The 18,755-nt window shown below is 69.7% G+C and carries 15 protein-coding genes and 1 pseudogene; 12 read left to right on the top strand and 4 right to left on the bottom strand.

Annotated elements, in window-relative coordinates:
- Positions 1–134 precede the first annotated feature (134 nt).
- Both IF88_RS0115155 and IF88_RS0115150 read left to right on the top strand, forming a co-directional pair.
- Positions 135–1,172 carry a rod shape-determining protein gene (locus IF88_RS0115155; RefSeq protein WP_030711274.1) on the top strand — a complete coding sequence of 346 codons (1,038 nt, stop codon included), beginning with the start codon at positions 135–137 and terminating at the stop codon, positions 1,170–1,172.
- Entirely contained in the window at positions 1,169–2,845 is a 1,677-nt protein-coding gene (locus IF88_RS0115150) for a GAF domain-containing protein (RefSeq protein ID WP_030711272.1), read from the top strand. The genes IF88_RS0115155 and IF88_RS0115150 overlap by 4 nt, the downstream gene beginning before the upstream one ends.
- Positions 2,846–2,913: 68 nt before the next feature.
- Here IF88_RS0115150 and IF88_RS0115145 read toward each other — a convergent pair whose 3' ends face one another.
- Positions 2,914–3,348: an Lrp/AsnC family transcriptional regulator gene (locus IF88_RS0115145; RefSeq protein ID WP_030711270.1), complete on the bottom strand. Its 435-nt coding sequence runs from the start codon at positions 3,346–3,348 to the stop codon at positions 2,914–2,916.
- Between the two features lie 69 nt (positions 3,349–3,417).
- Here IF88_RS0115145 and IF88_RS0115140 point away from each other — a divergent pair, with 69 nt between their 5' ends.
- The 3 genes from IF88_RS0115140 (at position 3,418) to IF88_RS0115130 (ending at position 6,220) form a co-directional block, all read left to right on the top strand.
- The gene (locus IF88_RS0115140) at positions 3,418–4,131 is read left to right on the top strand and encodes a LysE family transporter (RefSeq protein ID WP_051836896.1); all 714 of its coding nucleotides are present in this window, start codon (positions 3,418–3,420) and stop codon (positions 4,129–4,131) included.
- 88 nt (positions 4,132–4,219) lie between these two features.
- Positions 4,220–4,861, top strand: coding sequence for a hypothetical protein (locus IF88_RS0115135; protein ID WP_051836895.1), 642 nt, complete (start codon positions 4,220–4,222; stop codon positions 4,859–4,861).
- A 9-nt stretch (positions 4,862–4,870) separates the two neighbouring features.
- Positions 4,871–6,220, top strand: coding sequence for a carboxyl transferase domain-containing protein (locus IF88_RS0115130; RefSeq protein WP_030711265.1), 1,350 nt, complete (start codon positions 4,871–4,873; stop codon positions 6,218–6,220).
- A gap of 345 nt (positions 6,221–6,565) precedes the next feature.
- Here the strand turns inward: IF88_RS0115130 and IF88_RS0115125 are convergent, their stop codons facing one another.
- A complete protein-coding gene (locus IF88_RS0115125) occupies positions 6,566–6,928 on the bottom strand; it encodes a cupin domain-containing protein (protein ID WP_030711263.1) in 363 nt (120 codons plus the stop codon).
- Between the two features lie 48 nt (positions 6,929–6,976).
- On the opposite strand from IF88_RS0115125, the gene IF88_RS0115120 reads away from it, so the two are divergent.
- Both IF88_RS0115120 and IF88_RS49585 read left to right on the top strand, forming a co-directional pair.
- Entirely contained in the window at positions 6,977–7,810 is an 834-nt protein-coding gene (locus IF88_RS0115120; protein WP_030711261.1) for a helix-turn-helix domain-containing protein, read from the top strand.
- Positions 7,807–8,124 (top strand): annotated as a pseudogene (locus IF88_RS49585) (esterase-like activity of phytase family protein); the annotation flags it as partial. The gene IF88_RS0115120 and the pseudogene IF88_RS49585, both read left to right, overlap by 4 nt.
- A gap of 390 nt (positions 8,125–8,514) precedes the next feature.
- Here the strand turns inward: IF88_RS49585 and IF88_RS0115115 are convergent.
- Positions 8,515–9,777: an MFS transporter gene (locus IF88_RS0115115; protein WP_030711256.1), complete on the bottom strand. Its 1,263-nt coding sequence runs from the start codon at positions 9,775–9,777 to the stop codon at positions 8,515–8,517.
- Positions 9,778–9,991: 214 nt separating this feature from the next.
- Here IF88_RS0115115 and IF88_RS0115110 point away from each other — a divergent pair, with 214 nt between their 5' ends.
- The 3 genes from IF88_RS0115110 (at position 9,992) to IF88_RS0115100 (ending at position 15,316) form a co-directional block, all read left to right on the top strand.
- Positions 9,992–11,149 carry a carboxylate-amine ligase gene (locus IF88_RS0115110; RefSeq protein WP_051836894.1) on the top strand — a complete coding sequence of 386 codons (1,158 nt, stop codon included), beginning with the start codon at positions 9,992–9,994 and terminating at the stop codon, positions 11,147–11,149.
- 1,061 nt (positions 11,150–12,210) lie between these two features.
- Entirely contained in the window at positions 12,211–14,487 is a 2,277-nt protein-coding gene (locus IF88_RS0115105) for a restriction endonuclease (protein ID WP_051836893.1), read from the top strand.
- Between the two features lie 229 nt (positions 14,488–14,716).
- Entirely contained in the window at positions 14,717–15,316 is a 600-nt protein-coding gene (locus IF88_RS0115100; RefSeq protein ID WP_158754387.1) for a hypothetical protein, read from the top strand.
- Between the two features lie 236 nt (positions 15,317–15,552).
- Here IF88_RS0115100 and IF88_RS47240 read toward each other — a convergent pair whose 3' ends face one another.
- Positions 15,553–16,152 (bottom strand): DUF6221 family protein, encoded by a 600-nt coding sequence (locus tag IF88_RS47240; protein ID WP_063754800.1) that lies wholly within the window; start codon positions 16,150–16,152, stop codon positions 15,553–15,555.
- Positions 16,153–16,625: 473 nt separating this feature from the next.
- On the opposite strand from IF88_RS47240, the gene IF88_RS0115090 reads away from it, so the two are divergent.
- Both IF88_RS0115090 and IF88_RS40335 read left to right on the top strand, forming a co-directional pair.
- Complete coding sequence (locus IF88_RS0115090) at positions 16,626–18,530, top strand: DEAD/DEAH box helicase family protein (RefSeq protein ID WP_030711250.1); 1,905 nt, start codon at positions 16,626–16,628, stop codon at positions 18,528–18,530.
- Positions 18,527–18,739: a CxC ATPase DNA modification system associated small protein gene (locus IF88_RS40335; RefSeq protein ID WP_037805927.1), complete on the top strand. Its 213-nt coding sequence runs from the start codon at positions 18,527–18,529 to the stop codon at positions 18,737–18,739. Before IF88_RS0115090 ends, IF88_RS40335 begins: the two co-directional genes overlap by 4 nt.
- The last annotated feature ends 16 nt before the right edge of the window (positions 18,740–18,755 follow it).

The following is an 18,755-nucleotide window of genomic DNA, read 5'->3' as shown; positions in this document are numbered from 1 at the left end:
CCCCCATGCAGGCGCGGCGCACCCCCGGCCGGAGCAGCCCAACGGGCGGTTAGACCCATATGTCCGAGATGATGTGAAAAGCGACCGGCATTTCCGCCGGTCCTCTTGCGTCAGCGCTCTCGGGAGGATCTGCCGTGACCGTCAGTCTTGAGCAGTTGCGCCGTTGCCACGTCGCCGTCGACCTGGGGGCGGCAAGGACCCGGGTGTACGTCAAGGGCGCCGGCCTCGTGGTCGACGAACCCAGCGTCGCCGCCGTCAACACGCGCACCGGCGCACTCATCGCCGTCGGAACGTTCGCCGAACGGATGACCGGCCGCACGCCCGACTACATCCGGGTCGTACGCCCCGTCTCCGGCGGCACCGTCGTCGACATCGAGATGGCCCAGCGGATGCTGCGTCACCTCCTCGGCGAGAAGCTGCGGCGCGCCCTGCGCCGCAAGCCCCGGCTGCGGGCCGCCGCCTGCACCCCGCACGACGCGGACCCGCTGGCCCAGCGGGCCACCGTGGAGACCCTCGTCGGGCTCGGCGCCCGCCGCGTCGAACTGGTGGACACCCTGATCGCCGCGGCCGTCGGCTGCGGACTGCCCGTGGAGCAGCCGACCGCCACGATGATCATGGTGTGCGGGGCCGCGGCGACCCAGGTCGCCGTCCTCTCCCTCGGTTCGATCGTGACCGCCGAACGGATCCCGGTCGGCGGCGAGGCCATCGACCACGCGGTCGTCCAGCACCTGCGGCACGCGCACGAGCTGATGCTGCCCAGCCAGGCCGTCCGGCCGCTCCAACTGGCCCTGCACGGGAACGGCATCACCGCCGAGGGGCCGGCCTCCACCCTGATCCACGGCCGCGACGTGGCCACCGGACTGGCCCGCTCCGTCCACGTGGACACGGCCGCCGTACGGGACGCCATCCACACGCCGCTGACCGCCGTCCTCGACGGCATCGGCAAGGTGCTGCGGGACTGCCCGCCGGACCTGGTCGCGGACCTGACGGACCGCGGGATCATGATGGTGGGCGGCAGCGCCCTGCTGCCGGGCCTGGACCAGATGCTGCGGGACGCCACCGGAATGCCCGTCGCCATCGCGGAACGGCCGGACGTGTGCGCCGTACTCGGTCTCGGCGCGATGCTCGAAGGGAAGATCGCCCCGATGGTCCTCAACCCGCTGGCCGAATGACGCGCTCCGGGCAGGAGCCCGAGGAAGGTCCCGGCGGGAGGCCGGGCGAGGAACCCCGCGCGGAACCCCACGCGGCATCCCACAAGAAGCCCGACGAGCAGCCCGACGAGGAAGGGGCGAGCCTCCCGGTGCTGCTGGAGGCCGTCCTCAGCGTCGGCTCCGAACCGGAGCTGCACGCCACCCTCCAGCACATCGTGGACTCGGCCGCCGAGCTGTGCTCGGCGCGGTACGGCGCGCTCGGGGTCGTCGACCCCGAGCGCGCCCGGCTGACCGGGCTGTTCACGGCCGGGCTGACCGAGGCGGAGCGGGCCGCGATCCCCCGCCTCCCGGACGAGAGCTCCGGGCTGCTCGGCGTGCTCATCAGCGACCCGCGCCCGCTCGTACTGGACGACCTCACCCAGGACCCGCGGGCCGCCGGATTCCCGCCGGGCCACCCTCCCCCAGACTTCGTCCGGGGGGACCCCCACATGCGCAGCTTCCTGGGCGTCCCGATCCGGGTGCACACGGAGGTCTTCGGCAACCTCTGCCTCACCGAGAAGCGCGGCGGCGGCCCGTTCACCGACGAGGATCTCGCCCTGGTGCGCGTACTGGCCTCGCAGGCGGGCATAGCGATCGGCAACGCCCGGCTGTACGAGACCGCGCGCCGCCGGGAGCGCTGGATCGACGGCGCCGCCGCCGTGACCACGACCCTGCTGGCCGGCCGCCCGGCGGCCGACGCCCTGATGTGCGTGGCCGAACGGGCCCGGCTGCTCGCGGACGCCGCGGCCGGCGTGGTGCTCCAGCCGACCCCCGAGGGCGGCATGGAGATCGTCGCCGCCTCCACCCACGGGGACCCCGGCGACCTGGTCGGCACCGCGATCGCCCCCGGCAGCCCGGTCCTCACCCAACTCCTCGGCGGCGAGCCGGTCTTCATAGAGGACTCCGCGACGGACCCGCGGATGACCACGCACGTACGGGAACGATTCGGCCCGAGCATGATGCTCCCCCTCCAGAGCGGGGGCCAGCTGATCGGCACCCTGGCCCTGCCACGCGCCCGGGGCGGCCCCCCGTACGACGCGGTGGACCGGCTGCTCGCCTCGCAGTTCGCCTCCCAGGCCGCGCTGGCCCTCGTCCTCGCGGACGCCCAGCACGACCGGGAGCAGCTCGCCGTGTACGAGGACCGCGACCGGATCGCGCGGGACCTGCACGACCTGGTGGTCCAGCGGCTCTTCGCCACCGAGATGATGCTGGAGAGCACCCGGCGGCGCGCCGCGAACTCCCCCTCCGGAGACACGGTCGGCGACGAACTCAGCCGCGCCGTCGACGAACTGGACTCCACCATCCAGGAGGTCCGCACCGCCATCTTCGCCCTCCAGCAGCCGCCGACCGACGCCCCGACGGCCTTCCGGGGACGGGTCCTGCGCGAGACGGGCGGGGCGGCCGTCCTGCTCGGCTTCCAGCCGTCGGTGCACTTCACGGGCGCGGTGGACGCCCTGCTGCCGGACCCCGTCGCGGGCGAGCTGCTGGCCGCCCTGCGCACCGCCCTGGCCGCGGCGCACCGGCGCAGCGGGGTCACCTCCATCGCGGTCAAGGTCGACGCGACCCCGTCCCGCGTCCGCCTGACGGTGGCGGACGACGGCCGCACGGAGTCGGGCGCGCGGGGCACGTCGGCGACGTGGGAATCGGCGCTGTAGGAGGCCGGGCGGGGCCGAGCGGCACCGCGTCGGGCACAAGGCGTAGAAGGAACCTGCTCCTGCCCGCCTCAGGCCGGGCGGTTGGCGGCGCGGAGGGCGAGCCGGGTGTTGGACTGGGCGACGCCCGCCTCCCGTTTCAGCCGGCGGAGCAGCCCGTCGAGGGCGGCGGGGTCGGCGGCCCGGGCACGCAAGAGGTAGTCGTGCTCGCCGGTCACGTGCACGGCCTCGGTGATCCCGGGGAGCTTGGCGACCTTCCGCTCGAACTCCTCGTTGGTGGTGTCCTGGCGCAGGGTGACGTCGATGAAGACGACGAGCCCGCCGGAGGTGTCGGCGGCCGGATCCACCACGACGGTGAACCCGCGGATCACCCCCTCCCGGCGCATCCTCCGCACCCGGTCCGCGGTGGCGTTGGCGCTGAGGCCGACGCGGACACCGAGGTCCCGGTACGAGATCCGCGCATCCTCCTGGAGGATGCCGAGGATTTCCCTGTCCAGTCGGTCCATACCGCGATTCTCGCAGTCGGGGCCGGTATTCGCGCTCATCCCTCGGGTGCCGGGGCCGACCCTCGCCGTATGAGCGAACTGATGACACCGGCCCTGGCGGGCGCGGTCGCGGGCCTGGGCGTGGCGATGCCGATGGGGGCGATGAGCGTACTGCTGCTCCAGGAGGCCATGCGGCACCGCCGGACGGCGATGGCCGCGGCCGCGGGCATCGCGGTGGTCGACCTCGGCTACGCGGCCCTGGCCACGGCCGTCGGCCCCTGGGTGGCCTCCCACGTCTCCCCGGTCGAAGCCTGGGTCCGCCTGGCCTCCGCCGCCGTCCTCCTGACCATCGCGGCCCACGGCCTCACCCGCTCGGCCCGCCCGCTGCCCACCCCCACCCCGCCACACGATCCAACCCCGCCGGCGTTTGAGGCGCGGGGCCCGGGGCGGAGCCCAGGCGACGGCGCCGCACCCGGCCCGGTAACCCGCACCGGTACGCGCCCCGCGGCAACGGCCTTCGCCCGCTACATCGGCCTCACCGCCCTCAACCCCACCACCGCCCTCTACTTCGCCGCCCTCACCACCGCCCAGGGCGCCACCCTCGACACCGGCCCGGCCGGAGCCGCCTTCCTCCTCGGTGTCGGCGCCGCCTCGCTCCTCTGGCAGCAGACCCTCGTCGTGCTCGGTGCGCTCGCCGGCACCCGGATCTCCGCCACCGCCCGCGTCTGGACCTTCCGCCTCGGCTACGGCCTGGTCGCCGCCTACGCCCTGAAGATCGCCTTCCCCCTCCCGTCCCTCGGGTGAGGCGGTCAGGGAACACCGAGGGACGCCTCGGGGTGCCCTCGGGGTGATGCCGGATACGGCCCGGCACCCCGCCGAACATGATCGGCGCATGACCAATCCAGCGCAGGGACACCGCCGTACGACCGTCACACGAGCCGCCTTCATCGCCGCACCCCTGTGCATGCTGGCCTACGGGCTCATCAGGCTCAGCGACCCCGACCGCGGCCCCGGCCCCGCCTGGACCGCGGGCCACATCGCACTGCTCGCCGGCGTGTCGCTGTTCGCCGTGGTCCTCCCGGCCCTGCGCCGGATGGCCGGGCCCACCACCCGGCCGGGCCGGCTGAGCGCGGCCGCCGCCACCCTGCTCGGCCTCACCGGCACGCTGGCGGTCGTCGTCCAGGCCGCCATCGACCTCGTCGTCGGCTTCCGCGCCGCCGACCGGCCGGGCATGGAACGGCTCTTCGAGGAGGTCCAGAGCCACCCGGGGGTGCAGCCCGCCGTCTACACCGTCGGCCCGATGCTCTTCTACGTCGGCCTCGTCTGGCTCCTGGTCCAGCTCGCCGTCCGGCGCCGCGTCAGCCCCTGGCGCCCCGTCATGGTGGTGCTGGGCACGGTCACCGCGGCCGTGAGCCTCGACCTGCTGCCGCTCGCCGCCCTCCTCTTCGCCGCGGCGCTCGTCCCCCCGGCCCGCCCCCTGGACGCCCCCCTTCCCCTCCACACCGCCCCGGCCCCCCACGGAGACACCCCCTAGGGTGACCCCGTGACGACGACCCGGCTCTCGGCCCGCGCGGCCATCGCCTCCGTGACCGATCCCGGCACCTTCGCCGAACTCCCCGTCCCCCGACGGGAGTCCCCCTCCGACGGGCCCCTGACCTGGACCGGCTACGACGAGTCCCGCGCCCGCGCCGCCGACCGTACGGGCGAGCACGAGTCCGTCGTCGTCGGCACCGCCCGCGTCGGCGGCCGCGAAGCCACCGTCATCTCCTTCGAGTTCGGCTTCCTCGGCGGGTCCCTCGGCCAACGCACCGGGGACCGGCTCGAAGCCGCGTACGCCCACGCCCGCGAGCACCGCCTCCCCCTCGTCTCGCTCATCGCCACCGGCGGCTCCCGCATGCAGGAAGGCATGCTCGCGTTGACCCAGCTCCAGCGCGTCGCCCGCCAGAGCGTCCTGACCCGGGCGGCAGGCCTCCCCCAGCTGGCCGTCCTGCGCGATCCGACCACCGGCGGCGGCTGGGCCACGCTCGGGGCCGGGGCCGACGTGGTCCTCGCGCTGCCCAGTGCGCAGGTCGGCTTCGCCGGCTCCCGGGTGCGCCCGGCGGACGCGGATCCGGCGGCCTACTGCGCCGAGGGGCAGTACGCCGCCGGCCACGTGGACGCCGTGGTGCCCGCCGCCGAGCTGCCCGGCGCCCTCGCCGACTGGCTGCGCGTGCTGGCCGCGCCCCGCCCGACAGGCCCCGTGGAGCCGCCGGCCGCACTGGCCGACACGGCGCCGCCGGCCACCGGCTGGGACGCCGTCCGCCAGGCCCGTCACCCGGACCGCCCGCACGCGCCGGCGTACCTGGACGCGTACTTCGAACTCCGCCTGCCCCTCTCCGGGGACCGGGCCGGCGGCACCGACCCCGGCATGCTGTGCGGACTCGGGCTGCGGGAGGGCCGGGCCGTGGCCTACGCCGCCCAGTGCGGCACCGCCACCCGCCCGGCGGGCTACCGTACGGCGGCCCGTGTCATCCGCCTCGCGGACCGGCTCGGCATCCCCGTGCTCACCCTGGTGGACACCCCGGGCGCGGCCAACGACGCCGCCGCCGAACACGCGGGCGCGGGCGCGGCCATCGCCGACACCTTCGCCGCGCTGGCGGGCGCCTCGGTCCCGGTCACCACCCTGCTGATCGGCGAGGGCGGCTCGGGCGGCGCCCTCGCGCTGGCCGCGCCGGGCAACACCTGGGTCACCCCGGACAGCTACTTCTCGGTCATCGCCCCGGAACTGGCGGCGGCCATCCTCAAGCGCCCCCCGTCAGCCGCCCCGGCCACCGCGGACCAGCTCCGCATCCGCCCCCAGGACCTGGTGGCCCTGGGGGTCGCCCGCGGCATCGTCGGCAGAGAACCGGGCTAAGTCGCCTGCCCGGCCTGTCCGGGCGGCTGCGCCGTACGGATTGGCTGCGCCGCCGGTCGGCTGCGCCGCGGGTTGGCTGTGCCGCCGGTTGGCTGCGCCGCGCGGGCGGGGTCGGGTTGTGGGGGCCGGTTGTGCCGGGGGCGGGCGCGCGCCGGGGCGTCTCCTCGGGCGCCGAACGTGTCGGGGGGTCGGAGAGCTGGGGCACCTTGCGTTCGACGCCCTGCGGGGATCACCCCGACACACACCCACCCCCGTCCCAACCGGCCGGTTCGACCTCGCCGCACCAATCCAGCCCCTCCGGCGTTTGGGGGGCGGGTGCGGGGCGGAGCCCCGGTGCAACCAGGGCTAGGCGTCGATCGGGGCGCGGGTGCGGGCGCCGCCGGCGGTGCCGGTGTTGGTGGTGCCCGTCGGTTCGAACAGCAGGATCGCCGTCTCCTCGTCCGCCGCCGGGCAGTGCTCCACCCCGCGCGGGACGACGTACATCTCGCCCGGCCCCAGCACCACGTCCCCGTCGCGCAGGCGGATCGTCAGGGTGCCGCTGATCACGAGGAAGAGCTCGTCGGTGTCCTCGTGGCTGTGCCACACGAACTCGCCCTGGAGTTTCGCGGCCTTGACCTCGTAGTCGTTGACGCGGGCGATGCGGTGCGGAGCCCACTGCTCGGTGAACCCGGCCAGCTTCTCGGCGATGTTGACCTTGTGTGTCGTCATGCGGACAGCCTCGCGGAGCGGGCGCGGGCGGTCTTGTACGTTCCTGACATGGCCGCGATACGTCCGCGCAGCACGGTCTCCGCCTGGCAGCCGCCGGTCCCGGGGATCGCCGAGGTCTTCCACGCCCGGTTCACCGACCACGCCTACCCGGCGCACATGCACGACACCTGGACGCTGATGATCCTGGACGGCGGGCGGGTCGACTTCGCGCTGGACCGCGAGCGGCACGGCGCCGGGGTCCGGGACTCCGTGATCCTGCTGCCGCCGGGGGTGGTCCACGACGGGCGGACCGTCACCGAGGCCGGCTTCCGCAAGCGCAACCTGTACCTCGACGCCTCCGTCCTGCCCGAGAGCCTCACCGGGGCCGCCGTCGACGCCCCGCTGCTGCTCGACCCGGTGCTGCGGGAGCGCGTCCACGGGCTGCACCGGGCGCTCGGCACGCGGGAGCTGCCGGCCGGGGCCGTCGAGCGGCTGGAGGCGGAGTCGCGGCTGGCCTTCGTACGGGAGCGGCTGCACCGGTGGCTCGCGGGTCGTGCCCCGGCGGCGTACGGGGCGCCGGGCGCGGGGCTCGCCGTACGGCTGCGCGAGCTGATCGACGCGCGGGTGACCGAGGGGATCGGCCTGGAGGAGGCCTCGGCGGAGCTGGGCCACGTCCACCCCACCCACCTGATCCGGAGCTTCCGGACGGCGTACGGGCTGCCGCCGCACGCGTACCTGACGGGGCGGCGGGTGGCGCTGGCGCGGCGGCTGCTGCTGGCGGGCACGGGGCCGGCCGAGGCGGCGACGGCCGCGGGCTTCTACGACCAGGCGCACCTGACCCGGCACTTCGTGCGGCACGTGGGGATCAGCCCGGCGCGGTTCGCCCGATCCGGCCGCGTGTGAAGGGGCGCCTTCGTACGCTCGCCACCACCGCGGCCGCGGCCGCCGCGCTCTCCGGGCCGCCGGCCGGGGACGGCAAGGACGCGCAGGGACGCGCCCGCCAGCGGATCCAGACCTGGGAGCGGGGCCGGAACGGCGAGTTCCGGCTGGCGCGCCAGTACGCCTGCCCGGTCGACGCGGGGCACGGCCCCGTCGAGCTCGCGCCGACCCGCGACGGCCGGCTGATCGTCCTGAAGCGGGGCTTCAAGCAGCAGTTCAAGATCACCGCACGGTTGCACCTCGCCGCCCCGCTGGGCGCGAAGGACACCTCCCGGCGTACGGCTGCTGCTGGTCAGCGACGACAACGAGCTGGCGCAGCAGGTCACGCGGCTCTCCCGGATGGACGTCGGGCTCCCGGCGCGCCGCGCCCGCTAGGCGTACGTCCGCCGGTTGGGACGGGGGCGGGTGTGTGCCGGGGTGATCCCCGCAGGGCGCCGAACACACTTCCGCCCAGCTCGCCGACCCCCCGACACGTTCGGCGCCCGAGAAGACGCCCCGGCGCGCGCCCGCCCCCGGCACAACCGGCCCCCACCGACCCCGCACGAGCGGCGCAGCCAACCCGCACAACCGGCCCCCACCCGACCCCGCCCGAGCGGCGCAGCCAAGCGCGGCGCAGCCAACCCGCCCGCAAGGCGCAGCCAACCCGCACGGCCCAGCGGTCCCAGCGACTAGGCCTCGGGCGACCTCGCGTCGTACCGGGCGAAGTTCCGCCACCGCAGCGCGAGCAGCCCCAGTACGAGCACGCACGCCAGCCCCCCGCCCGTCACGGCGAGGGCCGGGGAGGTCAGGTCGGCGGTGCTGCCGGCGATGAAGTCACCGAGCCGGGGCCCGCCGGCGACGACCACGATGAAGACGCCCTGGAGGCGGCCCCGCATCTCGTCGGGCGTGGCGGCCTGGAGCATCGTGCTGCGGAACACCATCGAGACGGTGTCCGCGGCCCCGGCGAGGGCCAGGAAGAACAGCCCGAGCCACAGGTTCCGGGTGAGTCCGAACGCGGCGATGGCCAGTCCCCAGCCTGCGACGGAGAGCAGGATCGCCAGCCCGTGCCGGCGGATACGGCCCTGCCAGCCGGAGAACAGCCCGCCCAGCAGCACCCCGGCGGCGATCGCGGCCACCATCAGGCCGACCGTCTTCGCGTCGCCGCCGTACCAGAGCACGGCGGCGGCCGGGAACAGCGCCTTCGGCTGCGCCAGCACCATGGCGGACAGGTCGGTGAAGAAGGTCATCCGGATGTTGGGCCGGGTCCCGAGGAAGCGCAGTCCGTCGACCACGGAGGCCCGGCCCCGGGCCTCCTTGGCCCGGTCGGGCTTCATCGACGGCAGCCGCCACATCGCGTAGAGCGCGGCGGTGAAGGTCACGGCGTCGATCAGGTACGCCGTCTCGTAGCCGCCGGCAGCGACGATCAGCCCGCCCAGCGCGGGCCCGACCATCGTTCCGAAGGTCATGGTCACGGAGTTCAGGGCATTGGCGGCGGGCAGCTGCTCGGCCGGCAGCAGCCGCGGGATCATCGCGGACCGCGCCGGTCCGGTGAGCGCGCCGCACACCGCCTGGAGGGCGACGACCCCGTACAGGAACCAGACCCGGTGGTAGTCGAGCAGCGCGGCCCCGGCGAGGGCGACCGACAGGGCGGCGGCGCCGAGGGAGCTGTAGAGGCCGAGCTTGCGCCGGTCCACGGTGTCGGCGATGGCGCCGCCGTAGAGCCCGAAGACGACGAGCGGGACGAGCGAGAAGAGCCCGACGAGCCCGACGGAGAAGCTGGACCGGGTGATGTCGTAGACCTGGAGCGAGATCGCGAGGGCCGTCATGGCCTGGCCGACCCAGGAGATCGTGCCGCCGACCCACAGCCGTCGGTAGTCCGCGGACGTGCGCAGCGGGGTGAGGTCGGCGAATATGCGCCGCCGGGGGCGGGTGGGAGCGGTCGTCGGGAGCACAGGGGATCCTAACCGGCGGCCGTTCGGCGCCCCGAGGGGTTATCGCGTGGCTCACACACCGGCAACAGTCGCCCCATCCGGCCCCGCGGTCCCGCCGCGGATGGCGTCTTGCCGGTAACTCGCCACTATCACCGGACATTTGACTGAATCGACGTGCGCTCCCCACCTCGTGTTCAGCTCATGATGAAAAGACTCGTATGTCCAGGGAGGCGTAGTGATCGAACCTGGCAACAGCACCACGAGCACCGGCACGACGCAGAAAACGGTGCGCCCCGCCGTCCCCCTCACCGTCGGCGTCGAGGAGGAGTTCCTGCTCGTCGACGCCCGTACCTTCCGGGTGGTCCCCGCCGCCCCGCTGGTCCTCGCGACGGCCGACGGGCTGCCGGGCGAGCTGCACCCCGAGGGCACCCGCTACCAGGTGGAGATCTCCACCCCGATAGCCCATTCCGCGGCCGCGCTGCGCACCGAACTGGCCGCCCTGCGGCGCACCCTCGGCCGGGCGGCCCGCGCCCACGGCTGCCGGCTGCTGGCCGCTCCCTCGCCGGTGGTTGCCGTGGAGGGGCCGCTGCACCTGACCGACGACGAGCCGCGCCAGCGCGAGCAGCACCGCCGCTTCGGCGCGCTCACCGACACCCTGGTCAGCTGCGGCCGGCACATCCACATCGGCACGCTCGACGTGGACACCGCCGTGGCGGTGTCCAACCGGATCAGACCGTGGCTGCCCACGCTGATCGCCCTGGCGGCCAACTCGCCGTTCTGGGGCGGCCGTGACACGGGGCATGCCAGCTGGCGGGCGATGGCCTGGTCCGGCTGGCCCTCGGCGGGGCTGCCGCCGCACTTCACGTCGGCCGCCCACTTCCGGCGTTCGGTGCAGACGCTGCTCGACTCCGGGGCGGCCCTGGACACCAAGATGGTCTATTGGGACCTCCGCCCGTCCGGGCACTGGCCGACGCTGGAGATCCGGGCGCCCGACATGTCCCCGGACATCGACTCGGCGATCCTCCAGGCCGAACTGGCCCGCGCGCTGGTCTCCACGGCCCTGCGCGAGATCGAGGAGCGGCGCCCCGAACCGGCCGTACGGGACGACGTACTGCGCCTCGCCCGCTGGCGGGCGGCGCATGACGGACTGGAGGGCTTCGGGCTCGACCCGTACACGGGTACGGAACTCCCCGCGGCCGACCTCGCGGAGGCACTGCTGGACCTGGTCGCACCGGACCTGGCCGCCGCCGGCGACCTCGACCACGCGGCCAAGACCCTGGCGGGCCTCCTGCGCGACGGCTCGGGCGCCCACCGCCAACGCGTGGCCTTCGCCCGCCGCCAGGACCTGACGGACGTACTGCGCCACCTCGCGGACGAAACGGAGGACTTCTAGCCCGGACCCGCCCGGGAGGGCCCGCCCAGGCCCGCAGGAATCCCGAAGTGACCCACAACACGCCGAAGCCGCAGGTGCGATCGTTTCTGCACCTGCGGCTCGCAGTGGGGCGGGTGGGACTCGAACCCATTTCAGTGACGCGTCTCACCTGCGAAGATGCCGAAGGATCGGACATATCTATCCGTTTCCGTCCGGCTACATCCTCCTCGATCCTGCTCCATCGAGGGTCGTTAGGCGTTCGCCACACCGACTTCCCGGCGTCCCGCACTTCTACCGCGCCCGCGAAGCTCACGACGGCTCTTCCGGCTAGCTAGCATCCCCGAAGCACCGCACGAGTTGCTACGGTTCCCCACGCCTTGGCACAAGGCCGCCTCGCGCACCGTCACTTTGCGTAACGCCGTCCGTGGCCGAGGACAGCCTCAGATTGACGGTGAGAACGCCCTGGCCCCGCTGCCGGCCGCAGCCCCCGGTACTTCCGTCCGGTTTGCCTAGTTCCGTGACCGCATAGGTTCACGGTTCTAGGTCAGGCTGCGGGTGCGCGGCCAACCGATTCGGCGGGATCTGCGTCACAGTCAACAGGATCAGCTAGAGCGACGGAACCCTCTGCCCCAGCAGTCGCTCCCCACCCATCTCCGCCAGACCACGGCACGCGGAAGCGCCGCCCAGCGGTGGCCCGAGAAACGAAACTGCCACTACCCAACCGATAGGCTGAATTCAGCCATGTCGCTGTCTTTTCGGCCGTGCCGGATGCCGCACGTACGCCCCTGTCACTGTGCCCACCATCGAGCACCCTGTTTCCGTCAAAGCCCTTCTTCTCGTGTCGAGGTGGTCTGGACGCGGCCGTCGTACGGTGCCCCAGTCAGTCGACGTCTGCCGTCCATGCAGTAGGGGAGGCTCGACGGGGCGAAACTGCGGTGGCGCCGGCCGGGCCGCTGAGCGTCGTCCGGCACGGACGCCACCCGCCCTGATCACGCTATGCGGTGATCTCCCTCCGGCGGCGCACTCACCCGAAGGCAGAATGGCCCCGTGAGTGGTATCTGTCTGATCTGGGCGAGGGCGGCATGGACTCTTTCGACGTAGGGCGACTGACGGACCATGACTTTGAGGTGGTCTGCCGCGACCTGTTCGGCGACATGCTTGGCGTGCCGCTCGAGATCTTCCCGCGCGGCCGCGATCACGGAATCGACCTGCGGCACGTTGCCAACGATGGAACGACGACCATCGTGCAGTGCAAGCACTGGCCTCGTGGCAGCCAGGCTCAGTTGACACGACACCTGATCAAGCACGAACTGCCCAAGGTCATCGAGCTGAAACCGGACCGGTATGTCATCGCCACCAGCGTGGGACTCACTGTGGACGGCAAGGAAAAGTTGCGGGCAGCCTTCCACCCCTACATTCGAGGCGCTGGCGACATTCACGGCCTGGAGAGCATCGTTGCGGAGCTTGGGAGTCGCCCGGAGCTGGTCCGGCGCCATTTTCGACTCTGGTTGAGCAGCACGGCAATCCTGAGGACTGTGCTGCACCAAGGTAAGCATCTCCAGTCCTCCTGGCTACGCCGACGCCTAATCAGAAGCGCCGAGAGCTTCGTCCCCCATGAGGGCTTCGAACGTGCCAAGGAGGTCCTGAGCGAGCAACGCGTCTGTGTCATCGCGGGGGTACCTGGCGTGGGGAAGACGACGAACGCCCTCATGCTGGCTTGCTGGCTGATGGACCAGGGCTACGAGCTGCATGAAGTATCCAGCGACATCAAGGAGATCACTGACCTGTGGGACGAGACAGTACCGCAGGTCTTTCTCTACGACGATTTCCTTGGCCAGACCACCCTGGAGTCCTCACTCAACAAGAACGAGGACTCCAGGATCCTTTCGGTCATCGACGAAATCCAGCGCTCGCCCCTTAAGGCTCTGATCATGACGACCCGCGACTACATCCTCGAACACGCCCGCCTCAGACACGACCGACTCACGTATCCCGAGATATCAAGTGCCCTCACAGTCGTCTGCCTCAATGATCTGAGTCTCGGGGTGCGCGGCGAGATTCTCTACAACCACGTCCGCCGGTCCTCTTTGTCACCCGATCAGAAGGCCAGATTCGCCGACCCGGCGGCCTGGAGACCGATCGTCCAGCACAACAACTTCAATCCACGCCTGATTGAAGAGACTCTGCGACTCGCGCCCCGCGCAAAGGGCGGTGGCGATGCGATCACCACGATGATGGAGAACCTTACGGATCCCCGGCGCGTGTGGGAACGCATAGTTGAAAACGAGGTTCCGGACGAAGGGATTCATCTACTGGAAGTCCTCTTTACGTTTCAGTCCGCAGAGCTGAACACCCTGGAGGAGTCGTGGTCGCGCTATCGTCGCGCCCTCGGCGCGACAGCTGACGGTCGGACCTTCCGCAAGGCGCTACAACTACTGGAGGGGACCATGCTGCGCCTTGATGACGGTGCGGTATATCCTCATAACCCGTCAATCAACGACTATATGCGCTACCACCTCCACGCCGATCGAGTGCGGATCCGGGAGCTGTTGGCTGCATGCGTCGAGCCGAGGCAGGTCCACAGCCTTGTCGCCGCAGCGGAGATGGCCGATGGCATCGGAATCCTTGCCCAGCTCAAGGCGCACCCGCAGTGCCTGGTTGATGCAGTCCGCAACACGATCGACTGCGTGGACACGTCTCTCTCGGAGGAGGATGAATCCCGGGCCAGCCATCTGGAATGGGCTCTTGAGACGGCTGAGACGCTGGGTTCCATCCCGCTCGCAACTTTTACATTGGAGGCCACAGAATATTACCTAACGCCCTACGAACATCATTCGCACATGGTGAGTCTTTCGCATGCGCTGAGTGGAAGTACTTTGGTATCCGGGGACCGAGTCAAACAGTTCCGCGACCGCGTGTCCGAGGGAATCCGAACCGACCTAATGCATCCCGAAGAGGACGCGGATGCTTTTATGCTGGTTGAGCTGCATGGCTTCTTGGAAGAACTATCCGCCGGGCTTCCCACGGGCGATGCGCGGGAACAGCTGATGCGTGGCGCACTCGAAGATCTCCGCAATCTCGTCACGCATGACGAAAGCGGCGACAACCCGTACTATATCGACAGGATGCGTGAGCTTCTCCGATTTATTGGTGACGAAGAATCCGAGCGGCCCGAAATTGCCGCTGCGTCGATCGCGGTGGCAAGGTTCGACGATGCCCGGCGTGCTGCAGAGCAACCCGCGGCGCCTCCCCTTGAAGTAGACATCCGCTGGTTGCTGCAGCCCGGATTCGGTCGTGACGACGCCCTAGTCACCGAGTTGTTGGGGAGACTTGGCTCCCCTGAGGAGCCGGACGCCTAATGGGGAGCCCTCCCGGTCGGACTCACCCACAGCACGTAGGTTCGTGAGCAGAACGCGGTGTAATCGGCTCGTGATGGTGGCCTCGGCACTTATGTGCCCGTACCCGAGGCACTCTGTACATCACCTAGCCGAACGAATGAGCCGCACAGGATAGCCCTGCGGCGGCTTCAATGAACCAGCTTCCTCGCAGCCCAGTGTGCCGTACGGCCGTCTAGCGCATCCTGACTTCATGGCTGACATCGTTCCCTACGGGGTCGCGATCCGGGGCGCGGCCGAAGTGATGGTGAAGGCGGCGGTTCTCCGCGACTTTCTGCCCTCTCGCCTGGCTGCTGAGCATGCCCACTCCCCCGGTGGACGCTCCGTTGAAGAGCTGGAGGCCCTGATCAATCAACTCCGCGAAGTGAGTATCGCCGCCCGGATGTGTATGGCACAGGCCGACCACGGGTTCTTCTCGGGTGCTCGGGGCGTCTCGGTCGCCGGTTCAGTCGACCGGGCCAGCGAGCAGATCCTTCGCGAGCGCGCGCACGACCACGCGTCAAAGCCCGCAGCCAAGAATCTCGGTACTCGAGCCGCGCGGAAGGACGCCGCATGGGATCAGCTCGACGAGCCGCTCCCAGAACTCGCCTTCATGACGATCCGCCAAGTCGCGCGAGCGGTAAGCAGCGAAGGTTTCGGCCTCACCAGCCTTGCCGAAACAGAAGAAATGATCCGCGCCGAGCATGCAGCCCGGATGGCTGAGTACCGCGGCAGACCCCCTCAGGTGTGCGTGGTAACCGGGCGCGAGTGTCATCCCTTCACACGTGACGCCCAGTGCCGCTCACGACCATGAGACCCAGCCATCACGCCCCCTTGAAGCCGACCTTCTCCAGATTCACCCATACCTGCTCGGTCACCTTGCGGGTCTGAGCAAGGAGGTCCTGCTTCCGACACCACGTGATCCGGCGAATACCTCCCTCAACGGCACGGGAGCCCCGTCCGTTGCACGCCCCAACCCACTCCGTCGGCGTCACTCGATCAATGGCCCCAGTGAAAAGGCCCAGTGACGGGCCCTCGTACCTCTGCGGGTCAGACGGTGCGGCCCCGCCTGCGGGCGCTGCTCTCGTACGCGCCGGCCTCGCACTCCTCATCCAACTCCTGCTCGCCCTCGATCGGCAGCCACTCGGGCCGGAAGTCGGGGTGGTCGGCATACGCCGCAACGAGTTCGTAGATCACCGGGCTACGAAGGCTCAGCGAAGTTCTGGCGACCACCCTCTCCAAGAAGGCGGAGCCCTTGTCCTCCGCCTTCCGCGGATACTCCTCCACCCAGTGCATGAGCCGGCGCTTGGCGGCGACGTCGGCGAGGACCCGGGCCTGCAACCTTGCCGTGCCCTCATCCTTGCCGGGCTTCACTGCGCGAGCAGCAGTTTCATCCTCACGCAGACGGGCCCGGAAGAACTCCATCATGACCGGAAAGTCGCCTCGTCTCATCGCCGTTACCCCCTCGTCGGCAAGCGCTAAGGGGTCATCATCCACCACGCCCGGGAGGAAGACCCCGACATCCTGCCGTGGCGGTGACGGGCTCCCTGTGGGGGAATCTCGGGATCGGCCGGTCGCGGAGAGGCCGAGACGGGCCTTCATCGCGGCCAGCGCCTCGGGCTTGGGCTGCCAGATCCGCAGGCGGTCCACTTCCGCCCTCCGAGAGGATGGAGGGGCTGGCCGGCTGGCTCAGCGTGGGCTTCTGGGCCTTCCGCGACTCCTGGTGAGCGGACGACCTTCTCCTCCTGCGGGGGCCGCCAAGAGGCGCTCCAGGCCCTCCACAGTGGCCGGGACGGGGGCCTCCTCCTTGGCCTTGTCCACCAGGTAGACGTGGCAGGCCAGTTCGTCGCTGGCCTCCACCAGGGCACGCCACTCGGGGTCGGCGTTCGCGGGCCTCGCCCAGGCGCGAGAGCCTGTCGAACGCGGCAGCGGTCGGTGTCCTGGCTGACGGAAGGCCACATTCCTCAACCGGGCGCGCCAACTCAGCCGCGTTCACGAGAGAATGCTTGTCCGTCGCCCAACACGGCGCAGCAGGTCCTGGCATGCTTTGACCCGCAAGCCTTGCGGATGGAGGAACCGCCAGTGGTGCTGATGCAAGCGCATCTGAAGGGAGTCTCATCTCCGTGGCTTTGAGGAACCTCCGGTATCAGGAAGACTACAGATCCGGATACAACAACCTCGTCGAGGAGTTCTTTCGCCCGGCCCTGCGCGAGGCGAGCACCTACTGGCGGGCAGTCGGCTACTTCTCGAGCACTGCTCTGGAGTCCTTCGGGTCCCCTCTAGGTGAGTTCGTCCTCAATGACGGCAAGATCCGCCTGGTCACGAGTGTCGAGCTCACTGAAGCCGATCTCAACGCGATAGCCAACGGTACGTCCAAGGAAACGATCTGCGCCGAGCGACTGGAGCAGATCGTCTCTGAAGAGTTCGCAGACGGTGTCGGCGACGGCGTCGCACGGCTCAGCCGCCTACTTGAATTGGAACGACTGGAGATTCGGATCGCGGTTCCAAAGCACGGGTCCGGCATCTACCACGAAAAGATCGGGGTCTTCGAGGACACGGACGGCGAGTATGTTGCGTTCAGCGGGTCATCGAACGAGTCACGGAACGCGTTCGAGAACAACCGCGAGTGCATAGACGTCTACCCAGCATGGGAGTCACCTGTGCGGGCAGCACGCAAGCGGCAACATTTCGACCAGGTATGGACCGGCACCGACATCGGCGTCGAGGTGTACTCGTTCCCCGAGGCAGCCAAGCAGCGGCTCCTGCAGACCTACCGAGCTAACACGCGCACGCAGCAGCCACGAAGCAATAAGTGGCGCCACCAGGATGAGGCGCTCAAAGCCTTCCTCACAGCGGAGCGCGGCGTCCTCAATATGGCGACGGGGACGGGCAAGACTCGAACGGCCTTGAAGATCATGAAGGCGCTGTTCGCAATGGGCCGGATCGACAACGTCATCATAGCCATGCAAGGAACCGACCTACTCAAACAGTGGCATACAGAACTCCTGCAAGCCCAGCGGGACCTTCCCCGCCAGGTCCGACTGTATAGAGACTTCGGATCACATAAGGATCTACAGGCTTACTCCCTCGAAACGAAGGACCGCATCCTGCTGGTCTCTCGCGACAAAGGACCGACGCGCGATCCGCTGGCAGCGGCTCTTCGCAAGCTCTCCTCACAGCGTGCCCAACGAACCCTGCTGGTACATGACGAGGTTCATGGGCTAGGCAGTGCCGGCACAACGCAACGCCTCGCCGGATTGTCCGATCCAATCAGGTACCGGCTGGGATTGAGCGCCACGCCAGACCGGGAATACGATGACGCTGGCAACGCCTTCATTGAGGAACACGTAGGCCCCGTACTCATGGAGTTCGGCCTAGACAAGGCAATTCAGCGCGGGATCCTTGCTCCCTTCAATTACTTCCCGTTGCCTTACGAACTCACACAGCATGACCGAAAGCGCCTGCGGGATGTTCACGCCAAGAAGGCTGCGCGGGCAGCGGCAGGCGATCCGATGAGCGAAAAAGATGTTGCAATTGAACTGGCCAATGTATACAAAACTTCCCAGGCCAAACTTCCTGAGTTCGATAACTTCATAGCAGTACACCCTGAACTCCTGGAGAGATGCGTCGTCTTCACGGAGACACAAGAGTACGGGCAACAAGTCCTCGACCTCATTCATAAATACAGGCCAGACTTTCACAGCTACTTCACTAACGAACAGTCGAGCACCCTAGACCGGTTCGCGCAGGGTGATCTTCAGTGTTTGGTCACCTGCCATCGCTTGTCCGAGGGTATCGACATCCGCTCCCTCAACACCGTAGTGCTGTTTTCATCAGCACGCGCCCACCTGGAAACCATCCAGCGAATCGGAAGGTCGCTGCGAACCGATCCTGCGAACCTTAAAAAGGTCGCAAACATCGTTGACTTCGTACGCGCCTCGGAAAACGACACGCCGAACTCTGACATGGAAAGACAAACGTGGCTGACGGATCTGTCGGGCATCCGTCATCAGGAGAATGGTAAATGAGCCTAGATTCGAAGGTAACCGAAGGCATCCGAGATGCCGTAGCCGAGGCTGGACAAGATCCGAAGCTGGCACAGCGGCTTGTCGCCTGGATGACCGCTGTCACATCGGGCAACGAAGACGTCAACGACTCCGATGCAGCCGAGCGCAGACTCGATGTTCTATACGAGAGCACGACCACCAGCCGCCGCGACGCCGAGGAGCTTTTCTGATGCCGGCAGTCATGCA

Origin of the sequence: Streptomyces sp. NRRL F-2580 (assembly GCF_000720115.1) — a bacterium.
In the GTDB taxonomy this organism is placed as follows: domain Bacteria; phylum Actinomycetota; class Actinomycetes; order Streptomycetales; family Streptomycetaceae; genus Streptomyces.
Note: the sequence above shows the minus strand (reverse complement) of the source record. Positions and strands in the feature narration are given on the sequence as shown.